General features: G+C 35.4%; 14 protein-coding genes. 12 read left to right on the top strand and 2 right to left on the bottom strand.

Annotated features, from left to right (window positions below; all coding sequences use genetic code 11):
• Nucleotides 1-3 precede the first annotated feature (3 nt).
• Nucleotides 4-930 carry a tRNA epoxyqueuosine(34) reductase QueG gene (gene queG / locus G3A46_RS03335; protein ID WP_165146195.1) on the top strand — a complete coding sequence of 309 codons (927 nt, stop codon included), beginning with the start codon at nt 4-6 and terminating at the stop codon, nt 928-930.
• A 29-nt stretch (nt 931-959) separates the two neighbouring features.
• Here queG and G3A46_RS03340 read toward each other — a convergent pair whose 3' ends face one another.
• Complete coding sequence (locus G3A46_RS03340; protein ID WP_206735947.1) at nt 960-2,828, bottom strand: hypothetical protein; 1,869 nt, start codon at nt 2,826-2,828, stop codon at nt 960-962.
• Between the two features lie 202 nt (nt 2,829-3,030).
• On the opposite strand from G3A46_RS03340, the gene G3A46_RS03345 reads away from it, so the two are divergent.
• From G3A46_RS03345 to G3A46_RS03380, 8 genes are all read left to right on the top strand, one after another.
• On the top strand, nt 3,031-5,313 hold the full coding sequence (locus G3A46_RS03345; protein WP_165146198.1) for an NADP-dependent malic enzyme: 2,283 nt from the start codon (nt 3,031-3,033) through the stop codon (nt 5,311-5,313).
• 251 nt (nt 5,314-5,564) lie between these two features.
• Nucleotides 5,565-6,146: a Holliday junction branch migration protein RuvA gene (gene ruvA / locus G3A46_RS03350; protein WP_139855564.1), complete on the top strand. Its 582-nt coding sequence runs from the start codon at nt 5,565-5,567 to the stop codon at nt 6,144-6,146.
• A gap of 3 nt (nt 6,147-6,149) precedes the next feature.
• Nucleotides 6,150-13,412: a cell surface protein SprA gene (gene sprA, locus G3A46_RS03355; RefSeq protein ID WP_165146202.1), complete on the top strand. Its 7,263-nt coding sequence runs from the start codon at nt 6,150-6,152 to the stop codon at nt 13,410-13,412.
• A gap of 18 nt (nt 13,413-13,430) precedes the next feature.
• The gene (gene gcvH / locus G3A46_RS03360; protein WP_165146205.1) at nt 13,431-13,811 is read left to right on the top strand and encodes a glycine cleavage system protein GcvH; all 381 of its coding nucleotides are present in this window, start codon (nt 13,431-13,433) and stop codon (nt 13,809-13,811) included.
• A complete protein-coding gene (locus G3A46_RS03365; protein ID WP_165146208.1) occupies nt 13,801-14,193 on the top strand; it encodes a VanZ family protein in 393 nt (130 codons plus the stop codon). Before gcvH ends, G3A46_RS03365 begins: the two co-directional genes overlap by 11 nt.
• 66 nt (nt 14,194-14,259) lie before the next feature.
• Nucleotides 14,260-14,982 (top strand): energy transducer TonB, encoded by a 723-nt coding sequence (locus G3A46_RS03370; RefSeq protein WP_139855560.1) that lies wholly within the window; start codon nt 14,260-14,262, stop codon nt 14,980-14,982.
• A 111-nt stretch (nt 14,983-15,093) separates the two neighbouring features.
• A complete protein-coding gene (locus G3A46_RS03375) occupies nt 15,094-15,873 on the top strand; it encodes an energy transducer TonB (RefSeq protein WP_165146211.1) in 780 nt (259 codons plus the stop codon).
• A 106-nt stretch (nt 15,874-15,979) separates the two neighbouring features.
• A complete protein-coding gene (locus G3A46_RS03380) occupies nt 15,980-18,070 on the top strand; it encodes a gliding motility protein RemB (protein WP_165146214.1) in 2,091 nt (696 codons plus the stop codon).
• Between the two features lie 28 nt (nt 18,071-18,098).
• Here G3A46_RS03380 and G3A46_RS03385 read toward each other — a convergent pair whose 3' ends face one another.
• Nucleotides 18,099-19,082, bottom strand: a complete 984-nt coding sequence (locus tag G3A46_RS03385; protein WP_165146217.1) for an MBL fold metallo-hydrolase — start codon at nt 19,080-19,082, stop codon at nt 18,099-18,101.
• 118 nt (nt 19,083-19,200) lie between these two features.
• Between G3A46_RS03385 and cyoE the strand changes: the two genes are divergently transcribed.
• The 3 genes from cyoE to G3A46_RS03400 all read left to right on the top strand — a co-directional run bounded on the left by cyoE (nt 19,201) and on the right by G3A46_RS03400 (nt 21,783).
• Nucleotides 19,201-20,100: a heme o synthase gene (cyoE, locus tag G3A46_RS03390; RefSeq protein WP_139855615.1), complete on the top strand. Its 900-nt coding sequence runs from the start codon at nt 19,201-19,203 to the stop codon at nt 20,098-20,100.
• A 71-nt stretch (nt 20,101-20,171) separates the two neighbouring features.
• Entirely contained in the window at nt 20,172-20,753 is a 582-nt protein-coding gene (locus tag G3A46_RS03395; RefSeq protein ID WP_165147606.1) for a cytochrome c oxidase subunit 3, read from the top strand.
• A gap of 46 nt (nt 20,754-20,799) precedes the next feature.
• Entirely contained in the window at nt 20,800-21,783 is a 984-nt protein-coding gene (locus G3A46_RS03400) for a cytochrome c oxidase subunit 3 (protein WP_165146219.1), read from the top strand.
• The last annotated feature ends 2 nt before the right edge of the window (nt 21,784-21,785 follow it).

Consider the following 21,785-nt stretch of genomic DNA (forward strand, 5'->3'; position numbering starts at 1 on the left):
GCTTTGATTGAAAATGCAGCAAAATATTCGCAGTTAATAAAATCCGAAGCAAAACGCTTGGGGTTCCTTTCTTGTGGTATAAGCAAAGCAGCTTTTCTTGAAGAAGAAGCGCCTCGATTAGAAAAATGGCTTAAAAATAATATGAATGGCGAAATGGGATATATGGAAAACCATTTCGATAAAAGACTAGACCCTACTGTTTTAGTGCCGGGTTCTAAAAGTGTGATTTCTTTATTGCTGAATTATTATCCTTCTCAAACTCAAAACCCTGATTCATATAAAATTTCTAAATATGCCTACGGCACCGACTATCATTTTATTATAAAAGATAAGCTAAAAGAACTAATGCACTTTATATCGGAAGAAATTGGTGAAGTGAATGGAAGAGCCTTCGTCGATTCTGCTCCAGTATTAGATAAAGCCTGGGCTGCAAAAAGTGGATTAGGGTGGATAGGAAAACACAGTAACTTGCTCACTAAACAATCTGGGTCATTTTATTTTATTGCTGAGTTAATCGTCGATCTCGACTTAGAATACGATAACCCCGTTACAGACCATTGTGGCACCTGTACAGCTTGTATTGATGCTTGCCCTACAAATGCTATTGTAGCAGATAGGGTTGTAGATGGAAGCAAATGTATTTCATATTTCACTATTGAATTGAAAAACGAAATTCCTATTTCGGAAAAAGGAAAATTTGAAGATTGGATGTTTGGCTGTGATATTTGTCAAGATGTTTGCCCTTGGAATCGTTTCAGTAAACCACATAACGAACCGCTTTTTAATCCTCATCCTGAATTACTTTCTATGACGAAAAAAGATTGGGAGGAAATTACCGAAGACGTTTTTCGTGAAATATTTAAAAAGAGTGCAGTAAAGCGAACAAAGTACATTGGACTCACAAGAAACATTCAATTTTTAAAAGATTGATTTCTGCTTCAGAATAAAGAAGTTGAAGGTTAATTATAGATTACAGTTCTAGGTTTCCCAATTTGGAAGTTTTGGAAGCCAAAGTCTTCACTTTCAAAAGCATTAGATTTAAAGATATTTTTTCCTTGTCCAGGAATTTGAGGGTAATATGCAAATGACAACTGAAAAGAACTAAAAACTAAATAGTCATTTCTGATAATGAATCCTAGTCCAAACGAAGAGTATATAGGATTTCGTTTCCAACTTCTATTACTTTCTGCAAGCATTCCTAGGGTTACATTTACGAATGGATTAAATCTAAAACCTAAGAGCTCCCAAGGTGAGTAAAATTGTGTTTGCAAGGCAAGAACATATTTTTGAGTTCCTACAATTGAGGCATCGAAGCCGTGAATGGCTCCATTTCTATAATTGGAATAAAGGTTACCATACGCTCCATTAAAATGACCTCGCTCATTAAGGCTTAGCCTATCCACTTCAGATTCTAGACGGTTCATTCCTATTACAAATTGAGGTTTTACAAACTGTCTCATTTTCCATTTGTCTCCAAGTTGTAGTAGGTGCGAAAAATAGGTGGCTTCAAAATTGAATACAGTTTGCTGCGTATGGGCATCATTAAAGAATGTTCCAAGTTCAAAATTGGTGCTTAAAAACCCAAACTTAAAATAATTGCCATAGGCTATTTTCGCTCCAAGATAAGGTCTGTTTTTATTGTTTTTATTCTGAATTCCCCCAGTAATTGAATAGACTACGCCTACCGGAACATCTTCGGTAATTCCATCTTTAAAAATATAATTGTCTTTCACGAATTGTCTAGAGGCTACTCCTATACTTGCTAGATAAAATTTTTCATCGGAAAAGAATCGGATGCTATCGTATTCAATAGGAGGGATATCTCTATAATCTACTAGTAAAGCACGCGCACTTAAAATAAGGTTTGTTGTTCGTTCTCTTTCGGAATTACCTTCAAATAACCGAAATGAATGTCCACCCCAGTAATCTTGGGCAATAAATTTCATGTTTTTTACTGCGTAGCCTGCGGTGTCGTTTTTTAATTCTCTTCCTAAAAAGCGTTCTTGTAAAAATACTCCTCCTGCCCAACGGGTTAATGGTGAGTAGAATATGCGGTCGAGTGCTAGGGTTTTTTCAAAATAACCTTCGTAATCAATAGAATACCTTCCATCAGCACTTATGAAGGTATTCAAGAAGTTTGGAACGCTATAACTTGCTTTGTAGGCGTCACTTCCATCATCCAATCTATTTGAAAACTCTAGTCTTAACTGATGCCCTGTACCAAGAATGTTCCGCTCTTTTAGTTTGAATTTCGTCTGAGAGCCAGAAAGCTGAACCTTAGGTGTTAAACTCCACGAATCCAGCGCAGTAATAACTACGTCTATAGAATCTTTGGAATTAGGGATTTCCTGGGTTTCAATCTTAACCTCACGAATGTAGTTTTGTGAACGAAGCAAACGCTCACTTTCTAAAAGCAATAAGGTGTCTAAAGGTTTCTTTTCTTTTAGAAGTAAAAAATTATGAATAGCTAAGGGTTTAGATTTAATATGAAGATTGTTTCCAGTTTTCTCTAGCCAACTATTTGCAGTTTGAGTACTATCATTTATAGAATACCCAAAAGGATCTTTAGTGTTGATTATTATTTTACGGATTATTTTTCCTTCGTGTTTTTTATAATTGGGGTTCTTTTTATGGGTAGGTTCCACCTTAGATTTATTAGCAGTAGATCTAAATAGCCACCGATGAACCATTTTTGTAAACTTACTCTTTTTAGAATACGACTCTATTTCTTGATAAATTCCAGTACTATCCTTTTCCGTCTGTTTGTTTTGAGCGGAAAGTTGGGAGGATGTATAAAATAGTAATATGAGAAATAAAAGCTTTTTCAATTTCAACTTTAAGATTAATTCTTTTCAAAAGTATTGAAAGCTAAGCATTTTCTTTGCTTTAAAATTTTAAACATTTCTAAATATTCATATTAAAAACCAAGAAGCTATTCATGCTACGGATTATTTCAAAACTCGTACCTTTGGAGTATCATCACTAGATTTATTGATTGGTGATTTTTATAAATAAATGTTGTAAAGAAATATGAGCAAACAGAGCAAACGCAGAGAAGCATTATTATACCATGCAAAACCAAAACCTGGGAAAATTCAGGTAGTTCCAACCAAAGGTTATTCTACACAACGTGATCTTTCCTTAGCATATTCGCCAGGAGTTGCAGAACCTTGTCTTGAAATAGAAAAAGATTTAAAAAACGCATATAAATATACTAACAAAGGAAATTTAGTAGCAGTTATCTCTAATGGAACTGCGGTGTTAGGATTGGGCAATATTGGTCCTGAAGCGTCTAAGCCTGTAATGGAAGGTAAAGGTTTGCTGTTTAAGATTTTTGCAGACATCGATGTGTTTGATATTGAAATTGGTACAGAAGATATTGAAGAATTTATAGCTACTGTAAAAAATATAGCGCCAACTTTTGGAGGAATAAATCTTGAAGATATAAAGGCTCCTGAAGCTTTTGAGATTGAAAGGAGGTTGAAAGAAGAGTTGAATATTCCTGTAATGCACGACGATCAGCATGGTACAGCAATAATTTCGGCAGCAGCATTGCTTAATGCTTTGGAATTAGCAGATAAGAAAATTGAAGATGCTATTATCGTAATTAGTGGTGCAGGAGCTGCTGCGGTTTCTTGTACGCGACTTTATAAATCATGCGGAGCAAAGGCTGAAAATATTGTAATGTTGGATAGCAAGGGAGTGATTAGGGATGATCGCGAAAACCTTTCGGACGAAAAAGCAGAATTTGCTTCTCATCGAAAAATAGACACCTTGGAGGAAGCTATGAAAGATGCGGATGTGTTTGTAGGGCTTTCGGTAAAAGACATTGTAACTCCAGAAATGCTGTTGAGCATGAAAGCAAATCCTATTGTATTTGCTATGGCTAATCCTGACCCGGAAATTGAATACGATTTAGCTGTAAAAACTAGAAAAGATATTATAATGGCTACGGGACGTAGTGATCATCCTAATCAGGTAAACAATGTTCTTGGTTTCCCATTTATTTTTAGAGGTGCGCTAGATGTACGTGCAACAAAAATAAACGAAGCTATGAAAATGGCAGCTGTTAAAGCACTTGCAAATCTTGCAAAAGAGCCAGTGCCTGAGCAGGTTAATATTGCTTACGGGGAAACGAAGCTTACGTTTGGTAGAGAATATATAATCCCAAAACCTTTTGACCCTAGATTAATAACTGCTGTTCCTCCGGCAGTTGCAAAAGCTGCAATGGAAAGCGGAGTTGCAACACACGAAATTACCGATTGGCAGAAGTATCAAGATGAACTATACGAACGTATGGGTAGTGACAATAAAACCATTCGTTTATTAATCAATAGAGCAAAGCTAAAACCTAAGCGCATTGTATATACAGAAGCAGATCATCTAGACGTGTTAAAAGCGGCTCAAATTGTATATGAAGAAGGTATCGGTATTCCAGTTTTATTAGGAAGAAAAGATGTTATTAAGGATTATATGGAGCAATTGGAGTTTGATGCCGATATAGAAATTATTGATCCAAAGAGTGATATAAAACCTGAAAAATTTGATGAATACGCTGAGAAATTCTGGATGAAGAGAAGGCGAACAGGTGTTACGCTATACGATGCTCAAAAGTTGATGACAGAGCGTAATTACTTTGCAGGGATGATGGTTAGTGAAGGGGATGTAGATGCGATGATTTCAGGGTTCTCCCGTTCTTACCCACTTGTGGTGAAACCTGTTTTTGAAACTATAGGAAAATTTGAAGGTGTAAATAAAGTTGCTACAACCAATTTAATGATCACAAAACGTGGTCCGATATTTATATCAGACACGTCTTTAAATATTGACCCTACAGCAAAAGAGCTAGCCCAAATTGCTCGAATGACCAATTACACCATCAAAATGTTTGGTATGGAGCCGGTAATAGCGATGATTTCGTATGCAAACTTCGGTTCTTCAAAGGATCCTCACGCAACTAAAGTTAGAGAAGCGGTTGATATCATCCACAAGAGTAATCCAGATATGATTTTGGATGGAGAACTACAGACAGACTTTGCCTTGAACGCAGAGCTATTAAAGAAGAAGTTCCCATTTTCAAAATTGGCTGGAAAAAAGGTGAATGCATTAATTTTTCCAAACTTAGATTCTGCAAACAGCAATTATAAGCTTTTAAAAGAACTAAACGGTGTTGAATCTATCGGACCAATAATGTTGGGAATGCGTAAACCAGTGCATATTTTACAGATGAAAGCTAGTGTAGATGAAATCGTAAACATGAGTGCCGTTGCCGTTGTGGATGCGCAGCAGAAGGAGAAACGAGGTAAATTATAATTAGAGTTCGATATTTTTATTGTAATTCTATAAGTTAGTTTATACACATTAAAAAGCATTGCCTAGATTTAGAGCAATGCTTTTTTATTTACAATTATATAAAAGCTACAATATAGATAAGTTATTGTTGAAGTTTTATAATTCAAATCACCTTGTTTTTAAGCTTAATATGTTATTTATATTTCCAAAAATCCCCAATGGCAGTTGCAAATAATTATACTATATTTGAACCCTTTAGTTTTTATTAACATATGATAACCCATATACAGGGCAGATTAGTTGAAAAAAACCCAACTGACGTAGTGATAGACTGCAATGGTGTAGGGTATTTCATCAATATATCTTTGCATACATTTTCCGAAATTCCCGCTAGTGAAAGTATAAAGCTTTACACTCACTTGCAGGTGCGTGAAGATGCCCATATTCTTTATGGTTTTACCAGTGTTGCAGAACGAGAAATATTTAGATTGTTAATTAGCGTATCAGGAGTGGGAGCAAGTACGGCTAGATCTATGCTTTCGTCATTATCCCCAGATCAAGTTATTGATGCTATCGCACAGAATGATATTGCAGTTATACAGTCGGTAAAAGGAATTGGAGCCAAGACAGCTCAGCGAGTAGTGTTGGATTTAAAAGATAAAATTTTAAAAGTGTACGGTTTGTCAGGAAATTCTGCCGGTACAAGCAATACGAATAAAAATGAAGCGTTATCTGCTTTGGAGACGCTAGGTTTTATTCGAAAAAAGGCTGAAAAGGTGGTGGATGCCATTATAAAGGAAACTCCACAGGCTTCGGTAGAATTGATTATTAAACAAGCTTTAAAAAATTTATAAAATTTGAAGGCAAAAAATTACGTTTACAAGGGTAGCTTTTTCAAGCTTTTAGCAGTATTAAGTTTCATTTTGGTTAGCAACTCTTCGCTAGCACAAGATTCAACCGCAGTTGGTAATGAAATGGGGAATATGATACTTCCAAACCCAACCAGCATCCAAGATTTATATACATACGACCCTATTACCGATAGGTATATTTATTCGCAAACTCTTGGCGGTTTTAATATAAATTATCCAACTATTCTTACGCCTAAAGAATATCAAGATTTAATTCAAAAGGAGCAGATGAAATCGTACTTCAAGCAGAAAATCGACGCTGCTGATGGACGAAAAGAAGGTTCTGAAGAAGAACAGAAAAACTTGCTTCCTACATTTTATGTGAATTCAAACTTCTTTGAAACTGTTTTTGGAGGTACCTCAATTGAAGTAATTCCTCAAGGTTCTGTTGAAATGGATCTTGGTGTTTTGTATACAAAGCAAGATAACCCGTCTTTTTCACCTAGAAACCGAACAAATTTTTCTTTTGATTTTGACCAGCGAATCAGCTTAAGCCTTTTAGCGAAAGTTGGAACAAGACTTCAGGTAAACGCAAACTACGATACGCAAAGCACTTTCGACTTCCAAAACCAAATAAAACTTGAATATACCCCAACTGAAGACGATATTATTCAAAAAATTGAAGTTGGTAATGTTAGTATGCCGCTTAACAGTTCTTTAATTCAAGGAGCACAGAGTCTTTTTGGTGTAAAAACACAACTACAATTTGGTAAAACAACCATAACCGGGGTGTTTTCTGAACAAAAATCTGAATCGCGAACTGTAACTGCCGAAGGTGGAGCTACAGTTACCGATTTTGAATTATATGCATTAGATTACGACGAAAACCGTCACTTCTTCTTAGCACATTATTTTAGAGATAACTACGATCGTGCATTGGCGCAATATCCATTTGTAAATAGCAATGTACAGGTAACACGTATGGAAGTATGGGTTACAAACCGTACCTCTCGTACTGAAAACGTAAGAAATATTGTTGCTATTCAGGATATTGGGGAATCAGACCCTTTAAACATTGGTTTAAACACTCCTCCAGGAGGATTTATTAATGTAGGAAGAAATGCATATCCAGATAACGCGAACAACGATTTTAACCCATTTGGAATAAATGGAGGAGCATCTTCTTTACTAACCCCAGCTATTCGAGACGTTGCTACTGTAGGGCAAGGTTTTTCTGGAGTTCAAGTAAGTGAAGGTATCGATTATGCTACGCTTGAGAATGCGAGAAGACTAGACCAGAGCGAGTACAAATTAAACGCTGAATTAGGATATATCTCGTTAAATCAAAGTTTATCAAACGATGAAGTTCTTGCGGTTTCTTATCAATTTACTGCAAATGGTAAGGTTTACCAAGTTGGAGAGTTTTCTAGCGACGGGGTTGAAGCGAATGGAGGGCCAAGAGAATTAGGAGGCAGCAATCCTCCGGGAGGAAACAATGAAGTAGGAATGGCGCAAAACCTAGTAGTAAAACTTCTAAAGAGTAATATTACTAGTGTAACCGAACCAATTTGGGACTTGATGATGAAAAACATCTATCCAATTGGAGCCTACCAACTTGAAAAGGAAGATTTTAAATTGAATATTTTCTATACAGATCCTTCTCCTTTAAACTTTATTACTGAAGCGCAAGCATCGCCTGGTCATCCTTATGCACAACTTCCTGAAGATGTAAAAGATGAAATTCTTCTTAGAGTATTTAATTTAGACCGACTTAACTTTAACAACGATCCTCAAAATGGAGGGGATGGTTTCTTTGATTTCTTAGATGGAATTACCGTAGATTCACAAAATGGTCGAATTATATTCCCTACTGTTGAGCCTTTCGGTAAGCACTTATTCGATAAATTAAATCAAACACCAACTACAGGAGTTCCTCCTGCAAGCTATGATATTCCTGAAACGTATAACGCAAACCAGCATAAATACGTTTTTAGATCGCTTTATACTTCAACAAAAACTAGAGCTGAACAATTAGAAAGTGAGAAAAATAAATTCCAATTAAAAGGTAGTTATAAATCTACTGGTGCAGATGGTATTCCTATTGGAGCATTTAACATTCCTCAAGGTTCCGTTACTGTAACCGCTGGTGGTCGTACTTTAGTTGAAGGTGTAGATTATACGGTAAACTATCAATTAGGTAGAGTAAAAATTATAGACCCAAGTTTGTTAAACAGCAAAACGCCAATTTCTATTAGCACTGAAAACAATTCACTTTTTGGTCAACAAAGTAAGCGTTTTACAGGTTTAAATGTTGAGCATAAATTCAGTGATAAATTTATGATTGGTGCTACGTATTTAAACTTAAATGAGCGTCCGCTAACTCAAAAATCATCGTACGGTGTAGAACCTATCAACAACACTGTATATGGTATAAATGCAACTTATTCTACCGAAGTGCCTTTCTTAACAAGAATGGTTAATCACCTTCCAAACATCGATACAGATGTTGAGTCAAACGTTTCGTTACGAGGTGAATTTGCTTACTTAAGCCCTGGAGCTCCAAAAGTTTCTGACTTTGGTGGAAAAACAACTGTTTATGTAGATGATTTTGAGTCTTCACAAACAGCAAACGATATTAGTAGTCCTTCAAGTTGGTTCTTAGCGAGTACTCCAGTAGGATTTGGAGGAGAAGTTATAAATAACGATTTATCCTATAACTACAAGCGTGCTAAGTTAGCGTGGTATACTATTGATCCTATTTTTTATAGTACACAACGTCCAAACGGAATTAGTGATGAAGACCTTTCTTCGCCATTCTCTAGAAGAGTATTTAGAGATGAGATATTCCCGAATCAAGATATTATACAAGGACAAACACAAGCACTTTTCACTTTAGATTTAGCTTATTATCCTTCGCGTCGTGGAGAGTATAATTTCAACCCAGCTGCAAACGGAACGAATGAGCTTCCTAATCCAGAAGATAATTTTGGAGGTATAATGAGACCACTTACAACCACAGATTTTGAGCGCTCTAATGTAGAGTATATTCAATTCTGGGTGATGGACCCGTTTATTTATGAGGAAAACAATACCAACCAAGGTGGTATGTTGAACTTTAACCTTGGGAATATTTCGGAAGATATTCTTAAAGATGGAAGAAAGCAGTATGAAAATGGACTTCCTAAAGATGGTTCAACCGGAAATACTACTTCAACAGCTTGGGGTAAAGTACCTTCAAATCAATCTTTAGTTTACACCTTCAATACCGAGGGACAGGAGCGAATTAATCAAGATATAGGATTAGATGGATTAAACAATGCTGAAGAAGCTGCAGAATTTCCACAATTTGCCGGCTTAGCAGATCCAGCTAACGATGATTATCAATACTTCCTTCAAGCAGAAGGAAATATCTTAGATAGGTATTTGAGATACAATGGTACTCAGGGTAACTCTCCAGTAGAAGTAACCGATACTAATAGAGGTAGTACAGCGCAGCCTGATGTTGAAGACATCAACAGAGATAATACAATGAACACAGTAAATAGTTATTTCGAATATAACGTTCCTATGTTCCCAGGAATGAATAGAGATAACAACAACTATGTTTCTGATGTAAAAGAATTAGAAGTTACTACTGAAAACAATAGTGTGATTCCAGTGCGTTGGGTTCAATTTAAAATTCCAATCAGTGAGCCGGATCAAGCTATTAATGGAATTACAGATTTCCGTTCTATCCGTTTTATGAGAATGTTTATGTCTCAATTCGCAGAAAACACAGTTTTAAGATTTGGTACTTTAGAATTAGTGCGCGGAGATTATAAGCGTTTCGATAAAACATTGGATGATGTTACTATGGAAGACCCAATTTTGGACAATACGCTTTTTGAAGTAACAACAGTAAGTATTGAAGAAAACGAAAACCGCGAGCCAATTCCTTATAGATTACCACCAGGACTTGAGCGTGAGCAGTTAAACAATAACAACGATATTATTCGTCAAAACGAACAATCGCTTTCACTTCGTGTTAGTGGATTAGAACCGAATGACGGTCGAGCAGTTTACAAGAATTTTGATGTTGATATGCGTCAATATAAAAATCTTGAAATGTTTATTCACGCGGAGTCGCTCCAAAATGAAACCGAACTAACTAATGGCGATTTATTGGCGTTCATTAGATTGGGTAACGATTTAACCGATAACTATTACGAGGTTCAAATTCCGTTGAATCCAACAAGTTTTGGTGCGAGAAATCCCGAAGATATTTGGCCATTGGCAAACCGATTAAATTTACCATTGGAATTGCTGCAACAAGTAAAAACTCTTACTCCAGCAAACTCTACTGAAGTAGTTTATTACACCGAGTCTGAATTAGGTGGAGATTTATCTGGTGGTGAAAATGAATTGACCATTGGAATTAAAGGAAATCCAAGTTTTGGAAATGTCCGTACTATAATGTTGGGTGTTAAAAACAGTACTACTAATGATATAAGTGGAGAAGTGTGGTTTAATGAATTACGCCTTTCAGAATTAGAAAATCAAGGAGGTTGGGCTGCAGTAGTAGCACTTGACGCTAATATTGCCGACTTCGCAACAGTAAGTGCTTCTGGTAGAAGAAGTACCGTTGGATTCGGTTCTTTAGAGCAAGGTCCAAACCAACGTAGCAAAGAAGATGTACAGCAATACGACGTTGTTACCAATGTGAATTTAGGACAGTTGTTACCTAAAAAATGGGGTGTGCAATTGCCATTTAACTATGGAAGATCTGAAGAGCTTATCACTCCACAATACGACCCTGAATTCCAAGATATCGAACTTCAAACTAGACTGGATAATGCAGTAAGTGATGCTGAACACGATAGAATTAAGGAGCAAGCTGTAGATTATACAAAACGTCAAAGTGTTAACTTTATAGGTGTTCGTAAAGAACGTACTGGTGAGTCTAAGCCTAAAGTTTACGACATAGAAAACTTCACAGGATCATTCTCATACAATCAAACAGATCACCACGATTTTGAAGTTGAAGATGCTGTTGAACAAAATGTAAGAGTAGGTGCAACTTACAATTACAATTTTGAAGCTAAACCAATAGAGCCATTTAAAAAGAACGACTCAATTTTTAGAGGTAAATATTGGCAGTTCTTAAAGGACTTAAACTTTAATTACTTGCCGACTAATATTTCAGTTGGTTCAAATATTACGCGTCAGTATAACGAGCAAAAATTTAGAGATATTAACTTTATTGAAGGGAATATTGGGTTGCCTACATTGTACCAGCGTAACTTCTTATTTGATTGGCAGTATACTATTAATCATAATTTGACTAAGTCATTACGATTCAACTTCACATCAACAAACAACATGATTGTAAATAATTATCTTGATGATGATGGTAACGTTAATAATAATGTAGGAGTGTGGGATGGTTTCTTCGATGTAGGAAATCCTAATCAACACTTCCAGTCACTTCAAGTGAATTACGACTTGCCGTTTAATAAGTTTCCATTCTTGAAATTTATAAGAGCCACTTATTCATATACTGGAGATTATCAGTGGCAAGCTAGTAGTAACTTATTCAATAATATACCTGTAACCCTAACTGATGGATCAACTAATAACTATGATTTAGGGAATTCAATTCAGAATGCAAGCACACATCAAATCAACTCGAGTGTTGATATGACTGGCTTTTATAGATATATTGGTTTAACCAAAATAAAGAAAAGTAAACAGCGAAGAACTGAAACTGGCGAGGGAGATATTAAAACAGGAAGAGCTGGTGAAAGAGGTGGTAGAGCTGGGTTAGATGGCAAGAGCACTAAAGATGAAAAGTCTGGTAGACTAGGTTTAGCTGCAACTGAAAACCCTAATGTAATGGGTAGAGGTACAGCAGGAGCTGGTGAAGGAGGATTAAATACTGGAGATAAAGCTGTAAACACCTTAATCGGACTTGCAACTTCATTAAAGAAAATTCAACTTAGCTATAAAGAAAACAATGGTATTTACTTACCAGGATATACGCCTTCAGTTGGATTTATTGGAACCTTAAAACCAACTACAGGATTTGTATTTGGAAGTCAAAATGAAATTCGCGAATTGGCAGCTCGTAAAGGTTGGTTAACGCTATACCCTGAATTCAATGAGCAGTATACCGAAACTACTAGCCGCCAGTTAGACATTCAGGCTAACTTAACACCTTTCACTGATTTAACGATTGATGTAAATGGTAGTAGAGTATATTCTGAAAACTATTCTGAAAACTATATTGTTGAAAATGGCCTTTATAACTCTTTAACGCCCAATACATTTGGTAACTTCAACATTTCAACTATGTTGATTAAGACTGCTTTTTCTGCAAGCGATGAAGCTAATTCTGCTGCGTTTGAAGACTTTAGAAATAACCGTTTGATTATTGCAAACAGACTTGCTGAAGAACATTATCAAGGAGGCCCAATTCCTAGAACGGAAGATGGTTTCCCGGTAGGTTTCGGAAGAAATAGTCAGGATGTATTGTTGCCAGCATTCCTTGCAGCTTATAAAGGAAATAAAGCCGATAAAGAAAGTACTGGTATCTTTAGAGATGTGCCACTTCCAAACTGGGATATTAAGTATACTGGATTAATGAGGTTGCCTTGGTTTAAGAAAAACTTCAAGCGTTTCTCATTGGCTCATGGATATAGAGCTGGGTATACTGTAAACCAATTTCAATCTAATTTAGATTACAATCACGCAGATCCTGAAGCTGTAGATCAATCGGGTAATTTTAAAGTGAAAACATTATTAACTAATGTTAACTTAACCGAACAGTTTTCTCCGTTAATTAGAATGGATTTTGAGATGAAGAATTCGGTTAAAATTTTAGCAGAGGTACGTAAAGACCGAGCGCTTGCACTAAGTTTTGCTAACAACCTGCTTACCGAAATTAGAGGAAATGAATATACTGTTGGTCTAGGTTACCGAATTAAAGATTTGCGAATTGCAACCAATTTTGGAGGAAAGAAATCTGTTATGAGTAGTGATCTTAACTTTAAGATAGACCTTACAAGAAGAGATAATGTTACAATAATAAGATATCTAGATATTGAGAATAGTCAAACCACAGCAGGACAAACTATGTATGGCGCTCAATTGACTATGGATTATGCGTTGAGTAAAAACCTAACGGCTTTATTCTATTACGACCATACTTTCTCGAAGTATGCTATCTCAACTGCATTCCCTCAAACAACTATCCGCAGTGGCTTTACCCTGCGATATAACTTTGGAAACTAATTTTAAAAAATAATCATTATGAATTTACCATCAGAATTAAAGTACACTAAAGACCACGAATGGGTTAAAATTGAAGGAGATGTTGCAATTATAGGCGTTACAGATTTTGCTCAAAGTGAGCTTGGTGATATCGTTTATGTAGACATCGAAACCGTAGGTGATACACTTGATAAAGATGAAATCTTTGGATCTGTAGAAGCGGTTAAAACAGTTTCAGACTTGTTCTTGCCATTATCAGGTGAGATTATTGAGTTTAATGAAAACCTTGAAAGCGAGCCAGAGAAAGTAAATACAGATCCTTATGGCGAAGGCTGGATGATTAAAGTGAAATTTAGTGACGCTTCAGAGATTGAAAAGTTGTTAGATGCTGATGCTTATAAAGAAGTAATTGGAGCGTAAGATTTTATTGTTTGTAGCTGTAGTTTATAGCTGTGCAGTAACAGCACTGTTTTTTCTGCCTACTTACTTACTTGTGCCTAATGAAAAAGTATCAAAAATAAATATCCCACATATTGATAAATGGGTTCACGGAATCATATTCTTTGTGCTAATTTATCTTTGGCAATGGTATTTTTATAAACATAAAAAACATAACTTAAGTGCCGTAACTATCACAGTTTTGCTTGTGATTTTAATGTTTTATGGCATAATAATTGAAGTATTTCAAGAACTGTCACCTGTTTCTCGATCTGGCGATGTCTTCGACTTTTTAGCAGATTTACTAGGTGCTTTATTAGGAATTTTAGTGTTTAAGATGTTTAAAGAAAAGTTTCATTCTTAAAATTTATAATAAGTTTTAAATTGAACGATAATTTATATATTTTAGCACCAAGTTAAACCCACTATAATGGAAACAAAAAAAAACCCAAAAGTTGATGTAGGCCGCAGAAGCACACTTTTTTTCCAAATTGGAATGATAGCGATGTTATTTCTTGCGTGGCAAGCAATAGAATGGAAAACCTATGATAAATCAGATCTAGACTACGGTCTTCTTGATGTAGGTGATGAATTGGAAGAAGAAATTCCAATTACCCAACAATTGACACCACCACCACCGCCACCACCACCGCCACCTGCTCCAGAAGTTATTGAGGTTATGGAAGACGAAGTGGAAGAGGAAGAAACTGTAATCGAATCGACTGAAGTGAAACAAGATGAAAAAATTGTTGAGGTTAAGGAGATTGTAGAGGAGGTAGTAGAAGAAGAAATCGCAGATGTACCTTTCGCAGTTATCGAAAATGTACCGGTTTATCCTGGGTGTGAAAACGAAAGAGGAAATGACGCTAAGAAAAAGTGTATGTCTTCTAAAATTAGCGCCTTTATCAACAAGAAATTCGATACTAATCTAGCTTCAGATTTAGGTTTGGAAGGAAGACAACGTATCGCAGTTCAGTTTAAAATTGACAAAAGTGGGAAGGTAATTGATGTACGTGCTCGTGCTCCACATCCAAGATTGGAAAAAGAAGCAGTGAGTGTTGTAAGATCTCTACCTGATATGACTCCGGGTAAACAACGTGGGAAACCAGTTGGGGTATTATACTCACTACCTATTGTTTTCGATATTCAATAATTGAAATTACATAACATTAAAAGCCTCGGTTTGCACTAGCAAATACGAGGCTTTTTCTTTTTGGCATAACAGTTGTATTTCATAATAATGTAACCCTTAAATACCATTATTATGAAAACAACCGCAAACAGTACTCAAAACAAAAGAGATGATAAGCGCGCTATAAGCATCAAGTGGAATTCAAGTTTGTTTTTCCAAATAGGTGTAATTGCAAGTTTGCTAATCGTTTTCATAGTGATGCAAACCAATTTTAAAACTACTGCCTCTTTAGTAGAGCCTAATAGCTTTGATGGCTTAAACGAACCTCCTATTATTGATTATGTAATTGATGTAGATATTCCAAAGCCTGAAGCTCCAGTTGAAAAAGTTAAAGAAAAGCGAGTTCCAATTAAAAAAGTTGTGAAGACAACATCTTTTGAGGTTAAGCCAGATACTTCAACAGAAGTTGAAACTCCAATAGCCGAAACTGATATCCCAGTTATTGAAGAATCAAAAACTTCAGTAAGCACCCCTTCAGAACCGGTAGCTGAAGGTCCTAAGAATATTTTAAATGTTGAGTTTGTGCCGGTTTTTCCTGGGTGCGAAGTATTGAGTACAAATGCTGAAAAGGTAGATTGTATGTCTTCTAAAATCAATTCTTTCATCAATAAAAATTTCAGAAAAGAGATTTTAGAAGATTTGAATAAAAATGAAACACATAGAATTTATGTGAACTTCAAAATCGATTCAAAAGGGTACATTACCGATGTTAAAGCCAATTCTCATAATGTAAAATTGAAAAACGAAGCACAACGAGTTATTGCTAATTTGCCAATGATGAAACCTGGTAAGCAGGGCGATAAATATGTAGATGTTTTGTACACTGTGCCTATAGTGTTTAAAATTAATTAATCAGTTATTATTAGGTTTATAAGGCTCTCATTTTTAATGGGAGCCTTTTTTTATTCCTCTCATTCTAAAAAAAATGTATCTTTCGGTTTAAAATATATAAACTCCTATGAAGCAGGTTATTTTTCTTATTACATTTTGTTTTTCAATAGTGTCTTTTGCCCAAGTTACCTTAGCAAATTATGAGAAATATCCGGTTTTTGAAGAATGTGTACAAGTGGATGTTGATGCTTTAGAAAGCTGCTTTAAGAGTACACTGCAATCCTTCATTTTTAAGAACTTTGAAGTACCTGAAAAAGTAGTACAGGAAAATTATAAGGGTAATGTAAATGTGCTTTTTGAAGTTACCAAAGAGGGTAGGTTTAAGGTTTTGTATATAGATGGTATTTATGAGGAGTTAAAGGATGAAGCACGTCGTGTTTTTGAAATGCTTCCTCAAGTAAGTCCAGCAACTTATAATGGAGCGCCAACTTATGTGCAGTTTACGTTTCCTATTGCTATTCCGTTAATTGCACCTGGAGAAAATATAATTACTTCTAAAGCTATTGAGGATAACGATTCTAGATTTGCATTGGTAAATGAATACGACGATATAAAAAACCTTCCTTATAATAATGAAGAGTATACAAGCAATATTAATATTCCGCTTTCTCATCATAACTATAGTTTGTTCGATGCTGCTATAAATCGAGTTGGATTAAATAGTCACACAGCACAAAAGCCATATATATACAGTGAAGTAAATAAGTATTACGATTTTGAAGCGGCTAATATATTGTTGTCTAAAAACAAAAAGTCATGGTTTGGTCGGAAATTTTGGGATGAACATTTAGTTACAATTAAGGGTAAAGATTATTGGATTACATTAGATGTTGGAGTTGATTTACAAGCAGGAAAAGATTTTGACGCCGATATCGATACGTATAATAACACTCGTTTGGTTTATACTCAAGGAGCGATTGGTAAAAAGTTAGGTTTTTTCGGAGTAATTTATGAAAGTCAAGGTCGATTTGCAGACTACTTCAATAGATATGCAGAATCCATTCGTCCTGCGGGAGGGAATCCTGCAATCATCCCTGGTAGAGGAATAGCGAAAGATTTCAAAACAGATTCTTACGATTATCCTATTGCAACTGGACATATCTCGTACACACCTTCAAAGTATTTTAATGTTCAATTAGGACATGGAAAAACTTTTTTAGGAGATGGCTATCGTTCATTGCTTACAAGTGATAGTTCAAGTCCTTATCCGTTCTTCAAGATAAATACGACTTTTTGGAAATTGAAATATACCAACACTTGGATGTCGCTTCGCGACGTACGTCCAGAAGTTACCGAAAGTGGATCGTTTAGGACAAAATATATCGCTAATCACTATTTAAGCTATAATATTACCAAACGATTAAACATAGGTCTATTTGAATCAGTAGTTTGGCAAAATGATAACGATAGAGGTTTTGATGTGAATTATTTAAACCCCATAATTTTTTATCGAGCAATAGAGTTCTCTACTGGGTCACGTGGTGGAAATGCACTTATAGGTTTAAGTGCGAAATACAAGGTAAACGATCGTATAAACGCTTATGGACAGTTTATCATAGATGAGTTTTCGAGTAGTGATGTGTTTGGTGGAAATGGAAGTTATAAAAACAAAACTGGCTATCAATTAGGACTGAAGTATTACGACGCTTTTGGTTTAAAAAACCTTTACTTGCAAACTGAATATAATAGAGTTCGTCCTTATACGTATTCGCATAATTCAGTTATACTTAACTACGGACACAACAACCAATCCTTGGCGCATACTTTAGGAGCAAATTTCTCTGAGTTTATTGCAATTGCTCGTTATCAGAAAGGAAGGCTATATGGCGATGCTAAATTTATAGTTGCTAAAAGAGGGTTTGAATTTAATACTGACGAGGATTCTAATTTCTATGGAAGTGATATCTATGGTACAGAAGACGATCGTGTTTCAGAAAATGGTAACACTTTGGCTCAAGGGAATACAACAGATTTCTTTCACGCTGAATTACAAGCAGGATATGTTATAAATCCCGCAACCAACTTAAAAATTTACGGTAGTTTTATTTACAGAGATTTTAATCCGATGGTTAATACTGAAACTGTCTATGAAAATCAAACAAGTTGGATAAATTTCGGAATCCGTACCGATTTATTTAACTGGTATTACGACTTTTAAGTAGAAATGAATTTAGCAGAATTAGAAATTAGTTTTTGCTTTTCGCAGCGTGCTTTTTCTTCATTTCCTCTATTTTTTCACGAGCTTTAGTATTTTTTTCATTGTTGCTTTCAGAACCAGCATTTTCTTTAGCGAATTCCGCATATAGCATTTTCACAAAACGCTCTCTATTGATAAAGCCATCGCCATAGCCTTTATCGTCATACATCTGAGTTAAACTCGTATCAGCTAATACTTCTGCTTCGGTTTTATTTAGGAGATATTGTTTAGCTACTTTTCTATAGGATATACTTAGCATCTCTTGAAAATCTTTAAAATCGGAATAGCTTGCTATATCGCCATGGCCTGGAATTATTTTGGTGTCTTCGTTAATTACAATAAGTGCTTTGTTTATAGCAGACAAATACCCATTAATACTTCCTCCGTTATTCGTGTCGATAAAAGGATATTTCCCATTGAAAAACACATCACCTGCATGTAGTACATTGCTTTTGGTGAAGTATACCATAGCATCGCCGTCGGTATGTGCATTGTGAACGTGAAAAACATAAATTTTTTCACCGTTGAAATAAAAAGTAAGGTCGTCTGAAAATGTAATTACTGGTAGCGACTCTTTTGGAGTTTTCTTTTTTTCTGCTTCCATGATGTCCTGAAGTCGAGAACGAACGTTTTCGTGTGAGAAAATTACTGTTCCAGTTTCCGCCATTGCAACATTTCCACCCGTATGGTCTCCGTGAAAGTGTGTATTGATTAAAAAACGAACAGGTTTATCGCTTATTTTTTTAATGTCGTTTTGAATTTGTTCAATACCTTCAGCATATTGGTCGTCTATCATAAATATCCCGTCATCACCAAAACTTAAACCAATATTCCCTCCTTTGCCTTCAAGCATATATATATTGTTACTGACCTTCAACATCTTAGTGTTTATTTCTTGACCTGTATCGCTTTGAGCGTAGGCTGTAAATACCGAAAATAAAAATGTGGCGCTTAAAATTATTTTTGATAACATATTTTTTTAGTTTGAAAATTAGTTCAAATTACTAAAAAAGCTGAAATAAAGCATTTCTTATCAAGAATAAATTGTGGAAAAATTACAGGAAGCGTATCTTTGCGCAGCCTTAAAAAAAATGAGTTTGTCTGTTACACATTCCCAATCATCTTTTCAGTCCGTAATCAGGAATTTTACTGAGATTACGAAACTGCGACTTTCTGTAAGTGTAGTTTTTTCATCTGTTGCGGGTTATCTTTTGGGCGCAGATTCTATAGACTTCTTTGTGCTATTTCTTTTGTGTTTAGGTGGTTATTGTATGGTTGGTGCTTCAAACGTTTACAACCAGATTATCGAGCGTGATTTAGACAAGCTAATGGATCGCACTAAAAACAGGCCACTTCCAGCTGGACAGATGAGTGTGCAGTCTGCATTTATCTTGGCTATCGTACTTACAATTGCAGGTATAGGTTTGTTGTATTCTATAAACCCGATTACAGCCATGTTTGGGGCGGTGTCTATATTTATGTATGTTAGTTTATACACGCCTTTAAAAACTAAAACACCACTGTCGGTTTTTGTTGGTGCTTTTCCAGGGGCAATACCTTTTATGTTGGGATGGGTTGCAGCAAGTGGTGAATTTGGTATAGAACCTGGGACATTATTTATGATCCAATTCTTTTGGCAGTTTCCACATTTCTGGGCTATTGGATGGTTTTTATTCGACGACTATAAAAAAGGAGGCTTCTTTATGCTTCCAAATGGAAAACGCGATAAAGGGACAGCAACTCAGGTTGTTTTGTATACTTTATGGACGGTTTTTGCATCGTTAATACCAGCATTCGGAATCACTGGGAAACTTTATTTAACTACGGTATCTGGTGTAATTATAGGAATTTTAGGAATTGGTCTATTGTACTATGCAATAAGACTTTATAAAGAAAAAACATCAAAAGCTGCAAAACAACTTATGCTAGCAAGTGTTAGTTATATCACTTTATTACAGATAATATTTGTTGCAGATAAGTTTTTGAGGTAAGTAGAAGGAAATAATTTCATTTCATAATAAATGATTGCCATATACTGATTTCAGTATTAATAAAAAATATGATGAGTTTAACAGAGGTTAGTGACGAGATTAAGATAAACAGAGCAAAAAAGAATATGCTTTGGTTTGGTATCATTAGTTTAACAATGAGTTTTGCTGGTCTTACCAGTGCTTATGTAGTAAGTAAAGAAAGACCGGATTGGATTTCAAATTTTGAAATTCCACCAGCATTTTACATTAGTCTTGCTTTGATTCTTGTAAGTAGTTTTACAATTCACTTGGCGCTTAAAGCGATTAAAAACGAGAAACACAGTATGGGTATGATCCTTTTAGTTTCAACACTAATTTTAGGGATTTTGTTTATTGTATTTCAATTTGTGGGCTTTTCTGAAATTATCGATAGTGGATATAATTTTACAGGACCAACAAGTAATATTACCACCTCTTTTATTTATTTAGTGGTATTGCTTCACGTAGCACACGTTTTTGCAGGCTTAGTAAGTCTTTTAATTGTAATTTATAATCATTATAAACTAAAATATCAAAACGGGAAAACCCTTGGTGTTGAGCTAGCTGCAACATTTTGGCACTTTATAGATGTTGTGTGGATTTACCTCTTTTTGTTTTTATATTTCGTTAAATAAAAATTAAACGTATTTTTGAACCCTATTTAAAAACCAAATTCTTTTTATGGAAGCAACTGTTGTAAAAACAGGTACTGAAGGAAAAACCTGGGGAGGCGGAAATAACCCGCTAAAGGCCAGTTATGGCAAAATGATGATGTGGTTTTTTATACTATCAGATTCATTGACATTTGCAGGTTTCTTGGCCTCTTATGGAATGTCCCGTTTCAAATTTATTGATGCATGGCCAATCGCTGATGAGGTATTTACCCACTTTCCTTTTCTACACGGAGTAGAAGCGCCAATGTACTATGTGGCGTTTATGACTTTTATTCTGATTTTTTCTTCTGTAACTATGGTGTTAGCTGTAGATGCAGGTCAAAAAATGCAGCAGAAAAAAGTTATTTTGTACATGTTCTTAACCTTAATTGGTGGTTTTGTGTTCTTAGGCTCACAAGCTTGGGAGTGGAAAACATTCATCAAAGGTGATTATGGAGCTGTTGAAACTAATGGACGTCAGATTCTTCAATTCTTGGATACTGATGGAAAACGTGTAGCTCTAGCCGATTTTGCTGCTGCTCAAACAGATGGTAGAGTAGAGCATACAAATGAAAGCGGAATATGGTACAAGAGTGAACCTGAATACAAAACTTCAGTTTCATTTGAACAAGTTAAAGAAGGATTTTTAGCTAATGAAAATCTACTTATAAGACTTCCAAATAAAGATGAAAATGGACAGCACATTGTTCTGTCTAGAGAAGAATCTATTGCTAAATTAGTTAATGATGGTAACTTAGTTGTTGAAGGAGCGAATCTTCGTCACAACGAATACGGACACCCATTATTTGCTGACTTCTTCTTCTTCATTACGGGTTTCCACGGATTCCACGTTTCTATTGGAGTACTATTAAATCTAATTGTTTTCTTCAATGTTGTAATCGGTACTTATGAGCGTCGAGGACATTATGAAATGGTTGAAAAAGTAGGTCTATACTGGCACTTTGTGGATTTAGTATGGGTATTTGTATTTACATTCTTTTATCTTGTATAAAA

It is taken from the genome of Aequorivita sp. KMM 9714 (assembly GCF_011065475.1).
Classification (GTDB): Bacteria; Bacteroidota; Bacteroidia; order Flavobacteriales; family Flavobacteriaceae; genus Aequorivita; species Aequorivita sinensis.